Annotated in this window: 16 protein-coding genes and 1 CRISPR repeat array; of the genes, 11 read left to right on the top strand and 5 right to left on the bottom strand. The window is 27.1% G+C overall.

The window, feature by feature from the left end; all coding sequences use genetic code 11:
- Positions 1-220 precede the first annotated feature (220 nt).
- Positions 221-1,262: direct repeats of the CRISPR family, unit length 26 nt; unit sequence ATTGCAAACCTAATTCTATCACAACA.
- Between the two features lie 169 nt (positions 1,263-1,431).
- The 3 genes from AVBRAN_RS06380 to AVBRAN_RS06370 all read right to left on the bottom strand — a co-directional run bounded on the left by AVBRAN_RS06380 (position 1,432) and on the right by AVBRAN_RS06370 (position 5,713).
- Positions 1,432-3,117: a methyl-accepting chemotaxis protein gene (locus tag AVBRAN_RS06380; RefSeq protein ID WP_239802778.1), complete on the bottom strand. Its 1,686-nt coding sequence runs from the start codon at positions 3,115-3,117 to the stop codon at positions 1,432-1,434.
- Positions 3,118-3,184: 67 nt separating this feature from the next.
- Positions 3,185-4,537: a magnesium transporter gene (locus AVBRAN_RS06375; RefSeq protein ID WP_239802777.1), complete on the bottom strand. Its 1,353-nt coding sequence runs from the start codon at positions 4,535-4,537 to the stop codon at positions 3,185-3,187.
- 3 nt (positions 4,538-4,540) lie between these two features.
- Complete coding sequence (locus AVBRAN_RS06370; RefSeq protein ID WP_239802776.1) at positions 4,541-5,713, bottom strand: peptidoglycan DD-metalloendopeptidase family protein; 1,173 nt, start codon at positions 5,711-5,713, stop codon at positions 4,541-4,543.
- A 95-nt stretch (positions 5,714-5,808) separates the two neighbouring features.
- On the opposite strand from AVBRAN_RS06370, the gene AVBRAN_RS06365 reads away from it, so the two are divergent.
- From AVBRAN_RS06365 to AVBRAN_RS06345, 5 genes are read left to right on the top strand one after another with little or no spacing between them, the layout of a single operon-like run.
- Positions 5,809-6,510, top strand: coding sequence for a plasminogen-binding N-terminal domain-containing protein (locus AVBRAN_RS06365; RefSeq protein ID WP_239802775.1), 702 nt, complete (start codon positions 5,809-5,811; stop codon positions 6,508-6,510).
- A gap of 43 nt (positions 6,511-6,553) precedes the next feature.
- Complete coding sequence (locus AVBRAN_RS06360) at positions 6,554-7,033, top strand: lipoprotein required for motility (RefSeq protein ID WP_336607694.1); 480 nt, start codon at positions 6,554-6,556, stop codon at positions 7,031-7,033.
- A complete protein-coding gene (locus tag AVBRAN_RS06355) occupies positions 7,009-7,395 on the top strand; it encodes a hypothetical protein (protein WP_214120386.1) in 387 nt (128 codons plus the stop codon). The genes AVBRAN_RS06360 and AVBRAN_RS06355 overlap by 25 nt, the downstream gene beginning before the upstream one ends.
- Entirely contained in the window at positions 7,392-8,687 is a 1,296-nt protein-coding gene (locus AVBRAN_RS06350) for a sigma-54 dependent transcriptional regulator (protein WP_239802774.1), read from the top strand. The genes AVBRAN_RS06355 and AVBRAN_RS06350 overlap by 4 nt, the downstream gene beginning before the upstream one ends.
- Position 8,688: 1 nt before the next feature.
- A complete protein-coding gene (locus tag AVBRAN_RS06345) occupies positions 8,689-9,717 on the top strand; it encodes an aspartate-semialdehyde dehydrogenase (protein WP_214116494.1) in 1,029 nt (342 codons plus the stop codon).
- Positions 9,718-9,751: 34 nt separating this feature from the next.
- On the opposite strand, the gene AVBRAN_RS06340 is transcribed toward AVBRAN_RS06345, so the two are convergent.
- The gene (locus tag AVBRAN_RS06340; protein WP_214116496.1) at positions 9,752-10,933 is read right to left on the bottom strand and encodes a hypothetical protein; all 1,182 of its coding nucleotides are present in this window, start codon (positions 10,931-10,933) and stop codon (positions 9,752-9,754) included.
- 2 nt (positions 10,934-10,935) lie between these two features.
- On the bottom strand, positions 10,936-11,496 hold the full coding sequence (locus AVBRAN_RS06335; protein WP_214116498.1) for a uracil-DNA glycosylase family protein: 561 nt from the start codon (positions 11,494-11,496) through the stop codon (positions 10,936-10,938).
- An 88-nt stretch (positions 11,497-11,584) separates the two neighbouring features.
- On the opposite strand from AVBRAN_RS06335, the gene rpmH reads away from it, so the two are divergent.
- The 6 genes from rpmH to mnmE are packed head-to-tail and all read left to right on the top strand — an operon-like array spanning position 11,585 to position 15,877.
- Complete coding sequence (gene rpmH, locus AVBRAN_RS06330; RefSeq protein ID WP_214116499.1) at positions 11,585-11,722, top strand: 50S ribosomal protein L34; 138 nt, start codon at positions 11,585-11,587, stop codon at positions 11,720-11,722.
- A complete protein-coding gene (gene rnpA, locus AVBRAN_RS06325) occupies positions 11,710-12,048 on the top strand; it encodes a ribonuclease P protein component (protein WP_275592001.1) in 339 nt (112 codons plus the stop codon). The genes rpmH and rnpA overlap by 13 nt, the downstream gene beginning before the upstream one ends.
- 1 nt (position 12,049) lies before the next feature.
- Entirely contained in the window at positions 12,050-12,382 is a 333-nt protein-coding gene (gene yidD / locus AVBRAN_RS06320; RefSeq protein WP_214116501.1) for a membrane protein insertion efficiency factor YidD, read from the top strand.
- 9 nt (positions 12,383-12,391) lie between these two features.
- The gene (gene yidC / locus AVBRAN_RS06315) at positions 12,392-13,939 is read left to right on the top strand and encodes a membrane protein insertase YidC (RefSeq protein WP_214120382.1); all 1,548 of its coding nucleotides are present in this window, start codon (positions 12,392-12,394) and stop codon (positions 13,937-13,939) included.
- A complete protein-coding gene (locus AVBRAN_RS06310; RefSeq protein WP_214116505.1) occupies positions 13,926-14,555 on the top strand; it encodes a Jag N-terminal domain-containing protein in 630 nt (209 codons plus the stop codon). Before yidC ends, AVBRAN_RS06310 begins: the two co-directional genes overlap by 14 nt.
- Entirely contained in the window at positions 14,552-15,877 is a 1,326-nt protein-coding gene (mnmE, locus tag AVBRAN_RS06305) for a tRNA uridine-5-carboxymethylaminomethyl(34) synthesis GTPase MnmE (protein WP_214120381.1), read from the top strand. Before AVBRAN_RS06310 ends, mnmE begins: the two co-directional genes overlap by 4 nt.
- Positions 15,878-15,990: the final 113 nt, after the last annotated feature.

Genomic DNA, 15,990 nt, shown 5'->3' with positions numbered 1-15,990 from the left:
GCCCGATATTTTACTAACTTTTCGGTATTTCTACCTAATTATGATTTCAAACGCTCGTTGTGATAGAATTAGATTTGCTTTTTAATTTTAGTGATACAAACTAAACACAGGTTTAATTTTTCCACTAAAGTGCTAAAATTTGAAAGAATTTTAAAAGTGGAAAAATCACTACTTTTTAAAAACTCTCAAATACTTGATATATAAGCAAGTTTTCCTTGCTATTGCAAACCTAATTCTATCACAACATGGTTTGAAACTTTTAATATATTAGATATTTCTTAATTATCTCTTAAATTGCAAACCTAATTCTATCACAACATGGTTTGAAACTTATTATCGGGTGTCGAAGGTTATCATTCGTTAAATTGCAAACCTAATTCTATCACAACATGGTTTGAAACGTTTGTTGGATTATTCCACTACCGCTAGAACGAAATTGCAAACCTAATTCTATCACAACATGGTTTGAAACAATGCGAGAGAACGGGTTGTATGTTTTGTTTGTTTGGATTGCAAACCTAATTCTATCACAACATGGTTTGAAACAAGTTTTTCTCTTGGTGGCTTTTTGTCTTCTATACATTGCAAACCTAATTCTATCACAACACGGTTTGAAACTTTGAAACAATGTCAAACCTTGCAAATGGTAATGAATATTGCAAACCTAATTCTATCACAACACGGTTTGAAACTTTACTGCTTCTCCTGCATCTATATCAATTTCTTATTGCAAACCTAATTCTATCACAACACGGTTTGAAACCCAAACTCGTTAAAAATTGCTTTTGTGTGTGGCTGATTGCAAACCTAATTCTATCACAACACGGTTTGAAACAGTAACTTAGGAAATTCTGTTGGCGTTGCTTGTGATATTGCAAACCTAATTCTATCACAACACGGTTTGAAACATAATTTTTATACAGATAGTAGAAAAACCAATCATAAATTGCAAACCTAATTCTACCACAACACGGTTTGAAACGTAATATAATTTCTCAATGAGCCATAATTGATATTTTATTGCAAACCTAATTCTACCACAACACGGTTTGAAACCAAAGTAAAATAATAGAACAAATATTTAGAACAATATTGCAAACCTAATTCTATCACAACATGGTTTGAAACATCAAGCTAGTTTGTTTAGCTTTGTCATTTCTTTTAATTGCAAACCTAATTCTATCACAACATGGTTTGAAACCAAGAACTAAACGACTTAAACGATGATGGTTTAGAATTGCAAACCTAATTTCTAACACAATAATGCTAGAAAGTAATGATGTAACATAGTAATACAAAACAAATACGATTAAGTAAAAAAATATAAAGTGGAAAAACTAGTAGTGAATTTAAATTATTTAAATATTTTAAAATATTATTAGGAACTAGCATACTAATTCCTAATAATAAGTTTATTTTTAAGCTAATAAATCAAGTTCTAAATTCATTTAGCTTTTTGTTTAGTTGTTCTGTCATCTCACTTAGATGATTTGCTGCTCCTGCTATTTCTTCTACGCTTCTTGCGTTTTCATTAGTGATAGTATTCATATTATTTACTCCACTTAATATCTCGCTCATATCTTTGCTTGTGCTTATATAATCATTTACAGTTGCTTCACTAATTTTTACAGCTTCACTCATTACTTTACCCATTTCATTAATTGTATCTTGGGTATTACTTGCTACTTGAGTTAATTTACTAATTTCTGCTGAATTAGTGCTCATTTGTTCGCTTGCATCTTTAATACCTTGAACTATAACGCTTATTGTTGCATTTATTTCACTAAGGCTTTTTTGAGTTCTTTCTGCTAGGCTTCTTACTTCATCAGCTACTACGGCAAATCCTCTACCATGCTCTCCTGCACGTGCTGCTTCTATTGCAGCATTTAGTGCAAGTAAGTTAGTCTGGTCTGCTACATCATTAATTATTTCTAAAATAGATTTAACATTATCAGCATCACGGCTTAATTGCTCAATCTTACTAGCTAAAGCACTTTCTATATCAGCACTATGATTTATTTGATTAGTTAATGAATTAATAGCATCGTTTGCTGATTTTATAAACTTACTTGCATTACTTAATTCATCTTTACCTTTAGCTGCACCAATTACACCTTTATCAAGGTTTGCTTTAGTATTAGTTCCTTTATTAGCTACTTCTGTAACTATTACGCTACCTTCTTCTGCACGCTTACCTGTTTGAAGACTTGTGTGGCTTAATTCATTTGCTATTGAAGCGTTTTCATTTGAGATATCTTTTGCTTGTGCTATTAGAATTCTTACTTTTTCTAAGAATATATTAATAGCTTTACAAGCTTGAGCTATTTCATCATTACCTTTATCATCTAGCTTTTTAGTTAAATCTCCATCTCCACTGCTAAGTTCGTTTGATTTAGCTGTTAGGTTGTTTAGTGGGCGAGTGATTTGGAATTTTACGAAGATAATCATTAATATTAAAATTATAGCCGCTATAACAACTGCTGCTAATGTAAATTTGTAATTTGAGCTACTAATAACTTCATCAATTATTTTACCTACTTCAGCGATTTCTTGATTTGTTATATCCATATCTATTGTGCAACCATAGATAATATCCATATTTTTATCTTTTTTAGTATAGGTAATGATATTTCTATCTTTACTAGTTACCTTATCAAAGAATGTAACCTCTGTAAAACCACCGCCTGCTAAGCCATTCTTAACAAATTTTTCTACATAGCTTTCGCCTTTAACATCTAAATCTGCTTTTAAATTCTTTCCTATTTTTTCTGGTTGATAATGAACTAAATAAGTTCCATCTGAATTAACAGCAAAAAATCTAATATTTGTGCTATCTAAATTCATACCTTGAAGATATTCAATTGTGCTTTCAAGTGCATCTTCAGGTCCATCTCCAGCTTTTACAAAGTCTTTATATAATTTTTCAGAAAAATTATAAAATCCAAATACAATGCTTTTTGCAGCACTTCTAGCATCTTTTACTGCTAATTCTTCTACCGTTTTAGTTGTTACATCGTCAATTTCTTGCATTCCTTTGTTAGAAATAAATATTAGGCTAATGCCTAAGATACACAAACTAATCAGTATACATAACGAAAGTTTTGTTGAAATTTTCATTTCATCTCCTTTTTCATTGAAAATTAAATCATTAATTTAAACATAATTTTGTTAAAAGTAGATTAAATTATAACAATATTACCTTAGCAAGTAATAAAAAGCTAAAAAACCCTAAAGCATCGGTGGTTGCTGTTAGTAAAACTGCACTACCTAGTGCAGGGTCAAATCCACATTTTTTTAATACCAAAGGTATTAATGAGCCAATTAAACCTGCAAAACCTAAATTTAAAATCATTGATATAAATATCACAAGGCTTAACATTGGGATTGAAAACCAAAAATACGCAACAACTCCTAAAACAATGGCAAAAATCGTTGCGTTTGAAAACGAAATAGCAATTTCTCTTAATAATATATGTTTTGAATTCTCATAACTTAATTCACCTAAAGCAAGTTTTCTAATAGTTACGGCAAGTGCTTGTGAGCCAGTATTTCCACCCATTGATGCAACTATTGGCATTAAAGCTGCAAGTGCTACTAACTTTTCTATTGCATCAGAAAACATTGCGATAACATGGGCTGAAATTAACGAAGTAATTAGATTTACAATAAGCCATTTAGCTCTACTTTTAGCTGCTTTTATGGTATTTTCATCTTCGCTATCAATATCTCCAACCCCTGCAAAGTTATACATTTGCTCTGTTGCATAGTCTTGGATTAAGTCGTGTATATCATCATAAGTTATTCTTCCTAATAATTTATTATTATTATCAACTACAGCAATTACGCTTAAATCATAGTCTTGAACCATAGAGATAGCATCATTTATAGTGTCGTAATCTCTAATAAAATGTAAATCTTTTGCTAAATCTTCATTTTTATCTAGAATTTGCTGAAAAGTATCTTTAAATTCATATAAAATTAAATCTCCTACATGCAAACTATAAATTAATTTTTCATTCTCATCGGTTATAAAAAGTTGGATTATATGTTCTATTTCTTCGCTTTTTTTAAGCTCTTTATATTTGCTAATAGCACTTTCTAGAGTATCACTAAGCTTTGCGGTAAAAATCTCTGTTTGCATATAAGCACCAGCTTTTTCATCATCGTAGCGTTTTAAGAATAAAATATCATCTTGTTCGTCTTTACTAAGATTTGAAAAAATTCTATTTGCTTTTTCATCATCAATTTCTTCAATGCTTTGCATTAAATCAGTTGCATCATCGCTTTCTAATTCGCCTAATGCTAAAGCTAATTTTTTGCTTGAAGATAATTTCAAAACATCGCTTAACATATGTTCAGGCATTAGTGTTGCGATATTTCCTAAGTCTTCATCATCAAGACTTTTAATTATGTTTTCATAAGCTTCATAATCATCATTTTTTATTATTTTTAGAGCTTCTAATAATTCAGCATAGCTAACATCTTTTTCATCTAAAAAATCTTGTATTATTTCAAAAGCTACTGCTGTATTTTTCATATTTTAATTAAGCTCCACAATATTTTCAAAATTCTCTTCTTTTATAGGAGTTATTTTACTTTCTAATATATGCTTAATTTCACTTATATATTCTTTAGTTGTTAAATCAAATTTTTGTTTTTCTTTGCCTACTAGACCATCTTTTGCAACTCTAACAACTGTTGCTGGGTTAATTGCTGCATTGTTTTTATACATACCAAAATGTAAGTGCGGCCCTGTGCTAAGACCTGTGGTTCCTACATAGCCAATTACTTGACCTTGTTTTACACTATCTCCTATTTTATATTTACCAAATTTGCTTAAATGTGCGTATAAAGTCATATAGCCACTTGAGTGATTTACTTGAACTACATTTCCATATCCGCCTTTTACTCCTCTAAACATTATTTTTCCAGCACCTGCTGCTTTTACTGGCGTTCCTGTTGGTGCTGCATAATCTATTCCTAGATGGGCTCTATATTTTTTTAAAATAGGATGAAATCTTCCTGGGTTAAATGGAGAACTAATTCTAACATTTCCAACAGGCAATATAAAAGTATATGTTTCTAATTGTTTTCCGTTTTCATCGTAAAAGTCATTATCTCCATATTTAAATATATAATAAGGTTTTTTATTAACTTCAATCATAGCTGATTTTATATTTGCATCTCCATAAATTCTACCTAATCTTCTTTTTTGAGAATAAACGATTACTACTCTATCATCTTTTTTCATTCCTGTATAATTAATCGTTCCTGCATATGCTCTAAGTAGAGCGCTTGCTAATCTAGAGTTTTGAGTGTTGTCTATAATATCTTGATATACTGATTTATTTATTTTAAATGTTAAACTTGTTTCTTCAACTTTATAAGTAATGGGAGTAAATGTTATAGCATATTTATCTTCTAAATCCTTATATATTTGTATTTGTAAAGTTTCGCTTATTGGTATTAAAATTTGCTCTATATTATCATTTTCATCTCTTAATATTTGATATTTAACCCCAGCTATGATTTCTGCTGTTAGTTCTTTATCTTCTTTATCAAGATTATGATATATGCTTAATGGAATTTGATTTTTTTGTAAGAAAAATAAAAAACTCTCGCCTCTTTCCCATATTAATTCTTCCATTTTTAATTCTTTTGAGAATAAATTTAAACTTAAAAAAATAGATAAAACTAATATGATTTTTCGCATTATTTTCCTTTAAAATATGATAAAATTTCCAAAATAAGGCAGACATTTTACTTTTTTTTGCTTATAATTTAGTAATTTAATTTTAAAGGGATAATATGTTTAAGAAAACTTTTATTTTAATATGCTTTTCGGTTTTTGCATTTGCTAATCAATTTATAAATGCTGTTATTGATAAGATTGATAATGGCTATGCTTATGCTCATATAGTTGATGCAAAATATGATGAAAATAATTTAAAAAATGGCGCTATTGTTATTAAAGATATCGGAGAATATTCTATAATTGTTGCTAGAGCTAGTTTTGTAAATAATGAGAACAATAATATTAAATTAGAGCTATATACATTTTCTGATTTAAAACAAGATGCTTTACCATTACCTATATTAACTCCACAAATAGGCGATAGAGTAATTTTTAATAATTATATTGAGCATACATTATTAATAGCTCCTAGTCAAAAAATATATGATAGTATTAAAAATAAATATAACAATTTTATATATTTTGATACTAATGTTTTAGCAGCGAATTTATACGCTAAAAAACAACTAACTCCAAATAGAAATGATTTAAGAGAATTTTGTAGAACTTGGGCTATTGGTAGTGTGATGGTTGTATTAAAAAATAACTTATATTTATATGAATGTTCTTCTTTAAAGAAAATAGCTGAATTGGATAATAATTTAGAATATAATCAAATTGATGAAATAAATTTTTATTCAAATATTTCTAAGCAATTAAGCAAAACAACAGATTATTTTTCATATTATAACAAGCTATTTAAAGAAAAGGAATAATAATTGCTTTGAAGCAATTAAATAATTATTTAAAGGAAAAATCGTGAAAAGATTAGGCACCATCGCTTTAGCTATATTTATTTGTGCTTGTGTTCCACAAAAAAAAGAAACAACAGTTCAAGTAGAAAATAACACTCAAAAAACAGCTTATAAAAAAGCAAGTTATCAAGAGCCTGTTTTAAGTCCTGAAGAAGAAGCAGTAAGACTTATGATTTTTAGTTCGGTAGGAGAGGGAATTCCACCTCAAAACACAGTTTCGCAAGCTCAAGCATTAGCACTTGCAAAAAGAGCAGCATTAGCTGATGCTTATCGTCAATTAGCTGGCAAACTTTATGGGGTTAGAGTAAATTCTAGAGAAAATGTAAAAGATGCAATGCTTAGAAGCTCGTTAATTACAACATATGTTAATGGACTTATTAAAAATGCAAACATTACCGGAGAAGGATTTAAAGATGGTCTTTATACGGTTGAGTTAGAACTAAAAATTGATAAATATAAATGGAACGAATTGTTCTCATATTAATTAGCTTTTTAGGATTATTAAACGCTACAAATCCTGATTATATATTCTGGGCTAGATTAAGTACTACTAATCTAGTCCTAACTAACGAAGAATTTCACTTAAGTAGAGCAATGAGTATTGATAAAAAAGCAAGATATACTTATGTTTGTGAGATTAATGCTACAAAGTCTAATATTTATGATAGTTTAAAAGACCAACAAACAAATTTAATAGATTGTGTTAATAAAGCGATAGTGAGTGAATATGTTGATGTCAATAATTTTAAAGCAAGTATAAAAACTCATTTAAGATTATTGCCAATTTATTTTAAAGCAGAACTTGCTCAAGGTAAAATATTGATTTACACAAAGGATAAGGTATGAAAATAGCCATAGTTGAAGATGATATTAATATGAGAAAATCCTTAGAATTATCATTAAGTGATGATTATGAATTAAAAACTTATAAAAATCCAATTGATGCTTTAAAAGAATTAGATGATAGTTTTGACTTAATAATAAGTGATATTAATATGCCTAAAATGGACGGGCTTGAGTTTGTAAAAACAGCTTTAGAACAAAAAATTAGTGCTGAGTTTATAATTATTACAGGAAATGCAACTTTAAATAAAGCAATTGAAGCACTAAGACTTGGAGTAAAAGATTTTTTAACAAAGCCATTTGATTTGGATAAATTATATGAAGCAATAAATAGAGCAAAAATTATTAGAGAAAAAAAAGCTAATAAAATTAAAAAAGAAATTCCAGTAAAACAAAATGGATTTTTAGGTTCATCAAAAGAACTTGAGAATTTAAAAACAATAGCTTTAAAAGCAGCTAAAACAAATGTCAGTGTATTTTTAAGCGGTGAAAGTGGAGTTGGTAAGGAAGTATTTGCAAAATTTATTCACGAAAATAGTAAAAGAGCAAATAAGCCTTTTATAGCTATTAATATGGCTGCTATTCCTGAAAATTTAATAGAGAGTGAATTGTTTGGATATGAAAAAGGAGCTTTTACAGACGCTAATTCTAATAAATTAGGCTTATTTGAGTTAGCTAATGAAGGCACTTTATTTCTTGATGAAATAGGTGAAATGAGTGCTAGTATTCAAGCTAAGTTATTAAGAGTTTTACAAGAAAAAACTATACAAAGATTAGGTGGCACAAAATTAATTAATATAGATGTAAGAATTATAAGTGCTAGTAATATAAACATACAAGATAATATTAAAAATAATAAATTTAGAGCAGATTTATTTTATAGATTAAATACAATTATGCTAGATATTTTGCCTTTAAGACAAAGAAAAGATGAAATAATAGAAATTGCTAATGCTACTTTAAATAGAATTTGTAATGAGTATGATTTAGGGGAAAAAACTTTTAGCAAAGAAGCTATAAAAGTATTAAATGATTATAATTATCCTGGAAATATAAGAGAATTGATTTCTATTGTTGAAAGTGCTGCAATTTTAAGCGATGAAAATATAGTAAAAGATAGTGATTTAAGGCTTAATTTTACTAATAATAATAAAAATAATATAAATGACTTAGAATTTGAATTAATTAAAGAAGCTTTAAAGCAAGAAAAGGATATAAAAGCAGCTTCTAAATTAATTTCAATGAGCGAAAAAGTTTTTAGAGAAAAAATGCAAAAATACAATTTAGGAGAGTGAAATGAAAAATATTGCAATCATTGGTGCAACAGGTGCTGTAGGCGAAGAAATATTAAATGTATTAAATGAATACAATTTTCCAGTAAAAGAACTAAGATTATTAGCTAGTAAAAATAGTGCTGGTAAAGAGATTGTATGGCGTGATGAAACTTATGTTATAGAAGAATTAGATGAGCATAGTTTTGATGAAGAAGATGTTGATATAGCATTCTTTTGTGCGGGTGGAAGTATAAGTGAAAAATATGCAAAAATTGCAGCAAATAAAGGTGCTTTGGTTATTGATAATACAAGTTATTTTAGAATGATGAATGATGTACCTTTAATAGTGCCTGAATGTAATCCTGGTGATTTTGAAAAACATAAAGGAATAATTGCAAATCCAAATTGCTCAACCATTCAAATGGTGCAAGTATTAAAACCACTTGATGATGTATTTGATATAGAAAGAGTTGATGTTAGCACTTATCAAGCGGCAAGTGGAGCAGGGAATTTAGGTATGAGTGAGCTTATGGAAGGTCTTCAAAAAGTATTTGCTTTTGAAGAAATTAAACCATCAAAATTTACTTATCAACTAGCATTAAATCTAATTCCACAAATTGATGTATTTACTGATAGTGGTTATACAAAAGAAGAGCTAAAAATGGTAAATGAAACTCAAAAAATTATGAATAAAAAAATGCAAATTAGTGCTACTTGCGTTAGAGTGCCAGTACTTAGAAGTCATAGCGAAAGTATTACAATTACTTTTAAAAATAATGTAGATTTAACAAAAGTAAGAGAGATTTTAAGTAAAGCTCCAAGCGTTGTATTGATGGATAATCCAAATACAAAAGCACATAATGAAGATAGTGAAAATGAAGAGTTACGCTATCCAATGCCTTTATTTACAAGCAATACAAATGAAACTTATGTTGGTAGAATTAGAGTTGATTTAAATAATCCTAAGATTTTACATTTATGGTGTGTAGCTGATCAAATTCGTGTTGGAGCAGCAACTAACGCAGTAAGAATTGCTTTATTATCTTTATAAAATTACTTAAAACTAAGAATTTAAATTCTTAGTTTTATTTTTGTTCGCTAAATTTTGATTGTTTAGCATTCATAATTCTTACATTAAAATGTATTGAATTACCTATAAAATTATCTTTAAATAATCTATCTTTTTTGTTTGAATATAGCTCGTGATAGTAGTAATCTAATCCAACGCTAGTTGAATAAGCTATCCAGTTATAAGCTATTTTTTGCCCTAATAAATCATTTATATACTCTATTTCTTCATCAATTTCGCCTATTGAATTAGCAAAATAAAACATAGACCTTTCGTTTTCTTGGCTTAGGTTTAAAAACATTGGATGATAATTAATTTGAGTGCTTAAATATTTATTTGGTCTAATACTTAAAGCTCTTATTTGTGTTGCCAAAAGAGTTGTTTTCACTAATGGTATATTAAAAAATACGCTAGAATTATTTAATTTCCAAGCATCACTTAAAGCCGAATTTACATTTAGATTTTTCTTTTCAATAGTTTTAAGAGAAATTATATTGCTTTGTTCTCTTATATTATCAGTTATTTTACTTGCTAGTAAACTATCATCTTTAAATACAGCTATTTTATTATTTGAAATATTTATTAGTTTTGCAACTTGCTCTTGATAATCTATGCTACCAAATGTAAAATTAGAATTTACATTATCAAAATCACTAGATTTTGCTAATGGATTAAATACTGCAATATTTGTAATGCTTTTGTTTAATACATTAATGCCGTTTTTTTGAAATCCTGTAATAATTAGTGAATAATCGTGTAATTGGCTTATGATAGGAGCTATATTAGCTTCACTTTCATCTCCTGTAAAATATACTTTCATATATACATTATCATTTTGTTTCATAAGATATGCAAGTGCAGGAGAAATTATATTACTAGAATAAGATTTTACAACTTTTTCTGGTATAACTAAAGCTATTTTAATTGTGTTTAATTGTTGTTTTTTAGGTAAATCAATATATTCAATTCCATTAAGAAGTTTTACATAAATGTTATTTAGTTTTTCATCATTAGAATTAAATCTTGTTATATAGCTTATGTAAAGACCTTTGTATAATAAGTCTTTTAGACATTCATCAGAGCATTTTTCTTTTTCGTAATTAACATAAAAAACCTTTGCTGGCTCAATTTTGACTAATTCTTGTTTGGCAGCAATAAGATTTGAGCATATTAACATTGTTGTTAATAATTTTTTCATAATTATTCCTTTATTTTTTTTAAGTTATTTATAAAATCATTTTCATAACTTGGATTTTTTTTAATAAAGCTAAAGCTGTAATTTAGCAAAACTTTTCTTTTTTTACCATAAAAGTCATAAAAAATAATATCTCCAATATTAAAATTTGATAATTGTAATATATTTTTTAAATTTTCTCCTAATAAAATTATAATATTTGCTTCACTTTCTAAAAGTTCATTTAAAAAATACTGATAGCACTTTAAAATATTTTCTTGTTTATATTGATTTGAGCATTTTACTATATTTGTAATATATACATTATTTAAATTAAGATTTAAATTCTTGCTTAAAATACTATTAAAATATTCAGCATCATTGTCATTAAAACCAATATCGCTTAGTATGAAAATATTTGATTTAATTACTTTATTTGTATAAAAATTATTTTTACTTTTGTATAAATTGCATAATTTGCAATTTTTTATATCTTTTATATTGTAGTTTTTATTAACGCTTAACTTATCGTTGTAAAAGGAAAATCCGAATAATTTTAAGTAATGTAAATATGTATTTTTATCCATAAAATTTATTTTATATCAAAAATACTTAAAAATAATTAAGTTATTTGTGATAGAATATGCGTTTAATTTTTTTATTTAAGGAAGAAAAATGCCAAAAAGAACTTATCAACCACACAATACACCTCGCAAGAGAACTCACGGATTTCGTGTAAGAATGAAGACTAAAAATGGTCGTAAAGTAATCAATGCAAGACGCGCAAAAGGTAGAAGAAGATTAGCAATCTAAAGGAATTTTCTAGCATAAATGATTCTAAAGATTTTGCTAGACTTTATAAAATTGGTTCAAAATGGTTTGCTAAAAACTGCGTTATTTATCACGAACCAAGCGAAGTTAAAAAAATTGCAGTAATCGCAAGTAAAAAAGTAGGATGTGCTGTTGTAAGAAATAGAACTAAAAGATTAATAAGAGCTATTTTTTTACAGCTTTATCCAAATATAAGTAGCGGTTATTACATATTTGTAGCAAAAAAAGGTTTTAGTGATTTAGGTTATTTTGAATTAGAAAAGAATATTAAGTGGAGTCTTAAAAGGTTGGGGTGTTTAAAGGAATAAAATGTTTAGGTATTTAGCTGTTAAATTAGTTGAATTTTATAGATATTTTTTAAGTCCTTTAAAGCCTAAATCTTGTAGATATTATCCAACTTGCTCTCAATATGCGATTATTCAACTTCAATATAATAATTTTTTTAAAGCACTTTTTTTAACAGCTTTAAGAATTTTAAAATGTAATCAATTATTTGTAGGTGGTTTTGATTATCCTATAATTAAAATTAAACATAAACCTATTATGCTTTTTACACATCAAAATAAGATAAAAAAACTTAAAATGATTTTTGTTCCAAAAGATAAACAATTTTATTATATAGTAAAAGTAATATTCAAATAAAGGAAAAATATGTTTGATAATATGTCTCAACAAAAAAGGATTATAATTGCTGTAGTTTTATCTATGGTTTTTTTTATAGGTTATGATTTTTTAATCCCTAAACCAGTTGTTACTAATACTCAACAAATTCAAAAGCAAGAAGTTAGTAATATACAAACAAAAACTCAAAATATTGGAGATATTAAAGCAATAAAAACAAATAATATTATTGCTAGTGTTAATAATGAGCATTTTGATGTTCAAATCAATGAAAATGGAGAAATTAGTAGTTTTATTTTAAAAGATGAAAGATTTTTAAATGAAACAAATGAAGCTATTAATTTAGTTGATAAAAATACTACTTTATATCCTTTATCTATGGTTTTTTATGATAGTGAATTTAATAAAGAATTTAATAATACAACTTTTAAAGCAAATAAAAGTAGTGTAAATATTGGTGAAGAGCTAGTTTTAAGTAAAGATGTAAATGGTGTAATTGTTAATAAAATTATAACATTCAAAGAAAATGGTTTTTATCAAGTAAAAATTACTTTTAGCGATAATAAATTAAGAGATTATGTTATTACTCCAGGTGAGCGTCCGAATGTTTTAGCAGATACTTTAACAGTTCATGGTGCTATGATTTACAAAAATGATGATACTAAAGTAGATTATGAAGATGGAGATATAAAATCAAATGATGAAAGAGTTGAAACTGATTCTATAATAGCTGCATTTTCTGATAGATACTACACAAGCACATTTTATAATTTTGAAAAGCCATTTAAGGTAGTTGTTAAAAATCACAAAGATTTATCAGTTGGTTATGTTGTAGCTAGCGGAAATGATACATTTAATGCTTATATTGGTCCAAAAGAGCATAAAATTTTAGAAGCTGTTAATGAAAAACTTACAAATGTGGTTGAATATGGTTGGTTTACTTTTATTGCTAAACCAATGTTCGCATTTTTAAGTTTTATATATTCACATGTAGGCAATTGGGGTTGGTCTATTGTTATTCTTACGATAGTTGTTAGAATTTGTCTTACATATCCAACTTATAAAAGTATGGTTTCTATGCAAAAATTAAAAGTTTTAGCTCCAAAAATTAAAGAAATTCAAGAAAAATATAAAGGTAATCCACAAAAAATGCAAATGCATATGATGGAGCTTTATAAAAAACATAAGGCAAATCCATTAGGCGGATGTTTACCAATATTAATTCAAATTCCAATATTTTTTGCAATTTATAGGGTATTATTAAATGCTATTGAGCTTAAGGCTGCTCCTTGGGCTTTATGGATTAATGACTTAGCAATACATGATCCTTATTATATTTTACCAATTTATATGGGTGCTACTATGTTTTTACAACAAGTTATAACTCCTATGACTATACAAGACCCTACACAAGCTAAGATTATGAAATTCTTACCTTTAGTATTTGTGATATTTTTTATAAATTTCCCAGCAGGTCTTACATTGTATTGGTGTGTAAATAATACATTTTCACTAGCTCAACAATGGTTTGTAAATAAAATTTTTGCTAATAAAGAAGGAAAAAATGCAAATAGTTGATAAAACACTAGAAGGTGCTATTGATAGAGCAATTAAGGAAACTAATTGCTCTATTAGAGAATTAGAGTATGAAATAATTCAATTGCCAAAAGCTGGTTTTTTAGGTTTTTTTAAAAAAGATGCAATAATTGAAGTAAAAGTTAAGAAAAAAATTGAAATTAATATTATTGAAGATATTGCAAAAGATTTAAAAAATTTATTTTGTAGTGAATATTTTGATGTAAGAGATGTTGTGGTAACTCCAGCTAATGAAAATAGTGTAAATGTAGAATTTATTGCAAATTCTTATGAAAGTTTAATAGGAAAAGACGCACATAAATACAAAGCACTAGATACTATTGTAAATCATCTAATAAACATTAAATACAATCTTCACGCAAGAGTTGAGATTTGTGGTGTTCTTGCTAAGTTAAGAGAAAATCTTGAAAAGCATTTAAGCGAAGTAAAGACAAAAATTGATGAAGTAGGTAAGGCCCAAACAAGACCATTAGAAACAAGTTTATTAAATCTAGTATATGAAGAATTACTAAAAGAATTTTCTCATAAAAATATAGTTATAAAAGATAGTTCTTTAGGAAGATACATTGCAATTTATGGAGAATTTAAAAAACAATGAATAGCACAATAGTAGCACTTGCTAGTGCTAGTGGAAATGGTGCTATTAGTATTATTAGATTAAGTGGGGAAAAAGCTTTAGAAATAGCATCAAAATTATTAAGTCAAAAAAACGCAGAAAAATTAAAAAATAATCCCCGCTATGCTCACTTTTTTAAACTATTTTACGAAAATGAATTTGTTGATGAAGGCATTATAATTTATTTTAAAGCCCCTTTTTCTTTTACTGGTGAAGATTGCGTAGAGTTTCAAATTCACGGCGGTTTTACAAACGCACAAAATATACTTATGATTTTAAATAAATTAGGTGCTAGATTTGCAAGAGCAGGGGAATTTAGCAAAAGAGCTTGTTTAAACAATAAAATGAGTTTAGAAAAAGCACTTTTAATAAATGAATTAATTGCTGCAAAGAGTGAAAATGCAAGAAAAATAATATCTAAGAATATAGATGGAGCTTTTAAAGAATTAATCACTAACACCCAAGATGAGTTAATTAAAACTTTAGCTTATTTAGAAACCGCAATTGATTATGCTGATGATGATTTGCCTGAAGATATTTTAGAAAATGCTAAAGCAAAACTACTTAATAACGCTAAAGAATTAGAAACAATTGCAATTAGAAGTGAGAAAAAAAGAGGCTTAATAGAAGGATTTAACCTAGCAATTATTGGAAAACCAAATGTAGGTAAAAGCTCTTTATTAAATGCTTTATTATCATTTAATAGAGCAATAGTTAGTGATATTGCAGGAACTACAAGAGATAGTATTGAAGAGTATTTAAACTATCACGGACATTTAATAAAATTAGTTGATACTGCAGGAATTAGACAAAGTGATGATTTGATAGAAGAATTAGGCATTAAAAGAAGCTATGAGGCTATTAATAAAGCTGATATAGTATTGTTTTTAATTGATTCATCAAAAGAATGCTTAGAAGATGAATTAAAACTTTTAGAATACATTAAAAATAGTGGTAAAAAATATTTTATAGTTCAAAATAAAAGCGACTTAGCTCAAGTAAATACTTTAGAAGGTATTAAAATATCAGCATTAAATAATGATATAAAAGCTTTAGAATTTGAATTAAAAAATTATTTAAATTCTCAATTAGACAATGAATTGGTTTTAACAAATACTGATTTAATAAGTGCGTTTTATAGTGCTAGTGAGAATATTTATTTAGCTATAGATAATTTTAATGAGCTTGAAATTTGTGCTTATTATTTAAACGAAAGTTTAAATAAACTATCTCTTTTTGGTAAAAAAACAGGAAGCGATGAATTGTTTGATGCAATGTTTTCTGAGTTTTGCTTGGGTAAGTAAAAATTCATTAAGCTTTTTATGTAAAATTACACTACCCTAGACAACGCGGGTTTAATATATTCGGTCTAACAGATTTTTTTATGTGATTAAGTTTAAGCAACCGTGTTCTGTGA

The sequence above is a fragment of the Campylobacter sp. RM12651 genome, from assembly GCF_022369475.1.
Classification (GTDB): domain Bacteria; phylum Campylobacterota; class Campylobacteria; order Campylobacterales; family Campylobacteraceae; genus Campylobacter_E.
Note: the sequence above shows the minus strand (reverse complement) of the source record. Positions and strands in the feature narration are given on the sequence as shown.

What these genes read in the sequence shown, in the direction of transcription:
- AVBRAN_RS06380 (WP_239802778.1), bottom strand. Translation starts at nt 3,117, where the DNA reads ATGAAAATTTCAACAAAACTTTCGTTATGTATACTGATTAGTTTGTGT.
- AVBRAN_RS06375 (WP_239802777.1), bottom strand. Translation starts at nt 4,537, where the DNA reads ATGAAAAATACAGCAGTAGCTTTTGAAATAATACAAGATTTTTTAGAT.
- AVBRAN_RS06370 (WP_239802776.1), bottom strand. Translation starts at nt 5,713, where the DNA reads ATGCGAAAAATCATATTAGTTTTATCTATTTTTTTAAGTTTAAATTTA.
- AVBRAN_RS06365 (WP_239802775.1), top strand. Translation starts at nt 5,809, where the DNA reads ATGTTTAAGAAAACTTTTATTTTAATATGCTTTTCGGTTTTTGCATTT.
- AVBRAN_RS06355 (WP_214120386.1), top strand. Translation starts at nt 7,009, where the DNA reads ATGGAACGAATTGTTCTCATATTAATTAGCTTTTTAGGATTATTAAAC.
- AVBRAN_RS06350 (WP_239802774.1), top strand. Translation starts at nt 7,392, where the DNA reads ATGAAAATAGCCATAGTTGAAGATGATATTAATATGAGAAAATCCTTA.
- AVBRAN_RS06345 (WP_214116494.1), top strand. Translation starts at nt 8,689, where the DNA reads ATGAAAAATATTGCAATCATTGGTGCAACAGGTGCTGTAGGCGAAGAA.
- AVBRAN_RS06340 (WP_214116496.1), bottom strand. Translation starts at nt 10,933, where the DNA reads ATGAAAAAATTATTAACAACAATGTTAATATGCTCAAATCTTATTGCT.
- AVBRAN_RS06335 (WP_214116498.1), bottom strand. Translation starts at nt 11,496, where the DNA reads ATGGATAAAAATACATATTTACATTACTTAAAATTATTCGGATTTTCC.
- rpmH (WP_214116499.1), top strand. Translation starts at nt 11,585, where the DNA reads ATGCCAAAAAGAACTTATCAACCACACAATACACCTCGCAAGAGAACT.
- yidD (WP_214116501.1), top strand. Translation starts at nt 12,050, where the DNA reads ATGTTTAGGTATTTAGCTGTTAAATTAGTTGAATTTTATAGATATTTT.
- yidC (WP_214120382.1), top strand. Translation starts at nt 12,392, where the DNA reads ATGTTTGATAATATGTCTCAACAAAAAAGGATTATAATTGCTGTAGTT.
- AVBRAN_RS06310 (WP_214116505.1), top strand. Translation starts at nt 13,926, where the DNA reads ATGCAAATAGTTGATAAAACACTAGAAGGTGCTATTGATAGAGCAATT.
- mnmE (WP_214120381.1), top strand. Translation starts at nt 14,552, where the DNA reads ATGAATAGCACAATAGTAGCACTTGCTAGTGCTAGTGGAAATGGTGCT.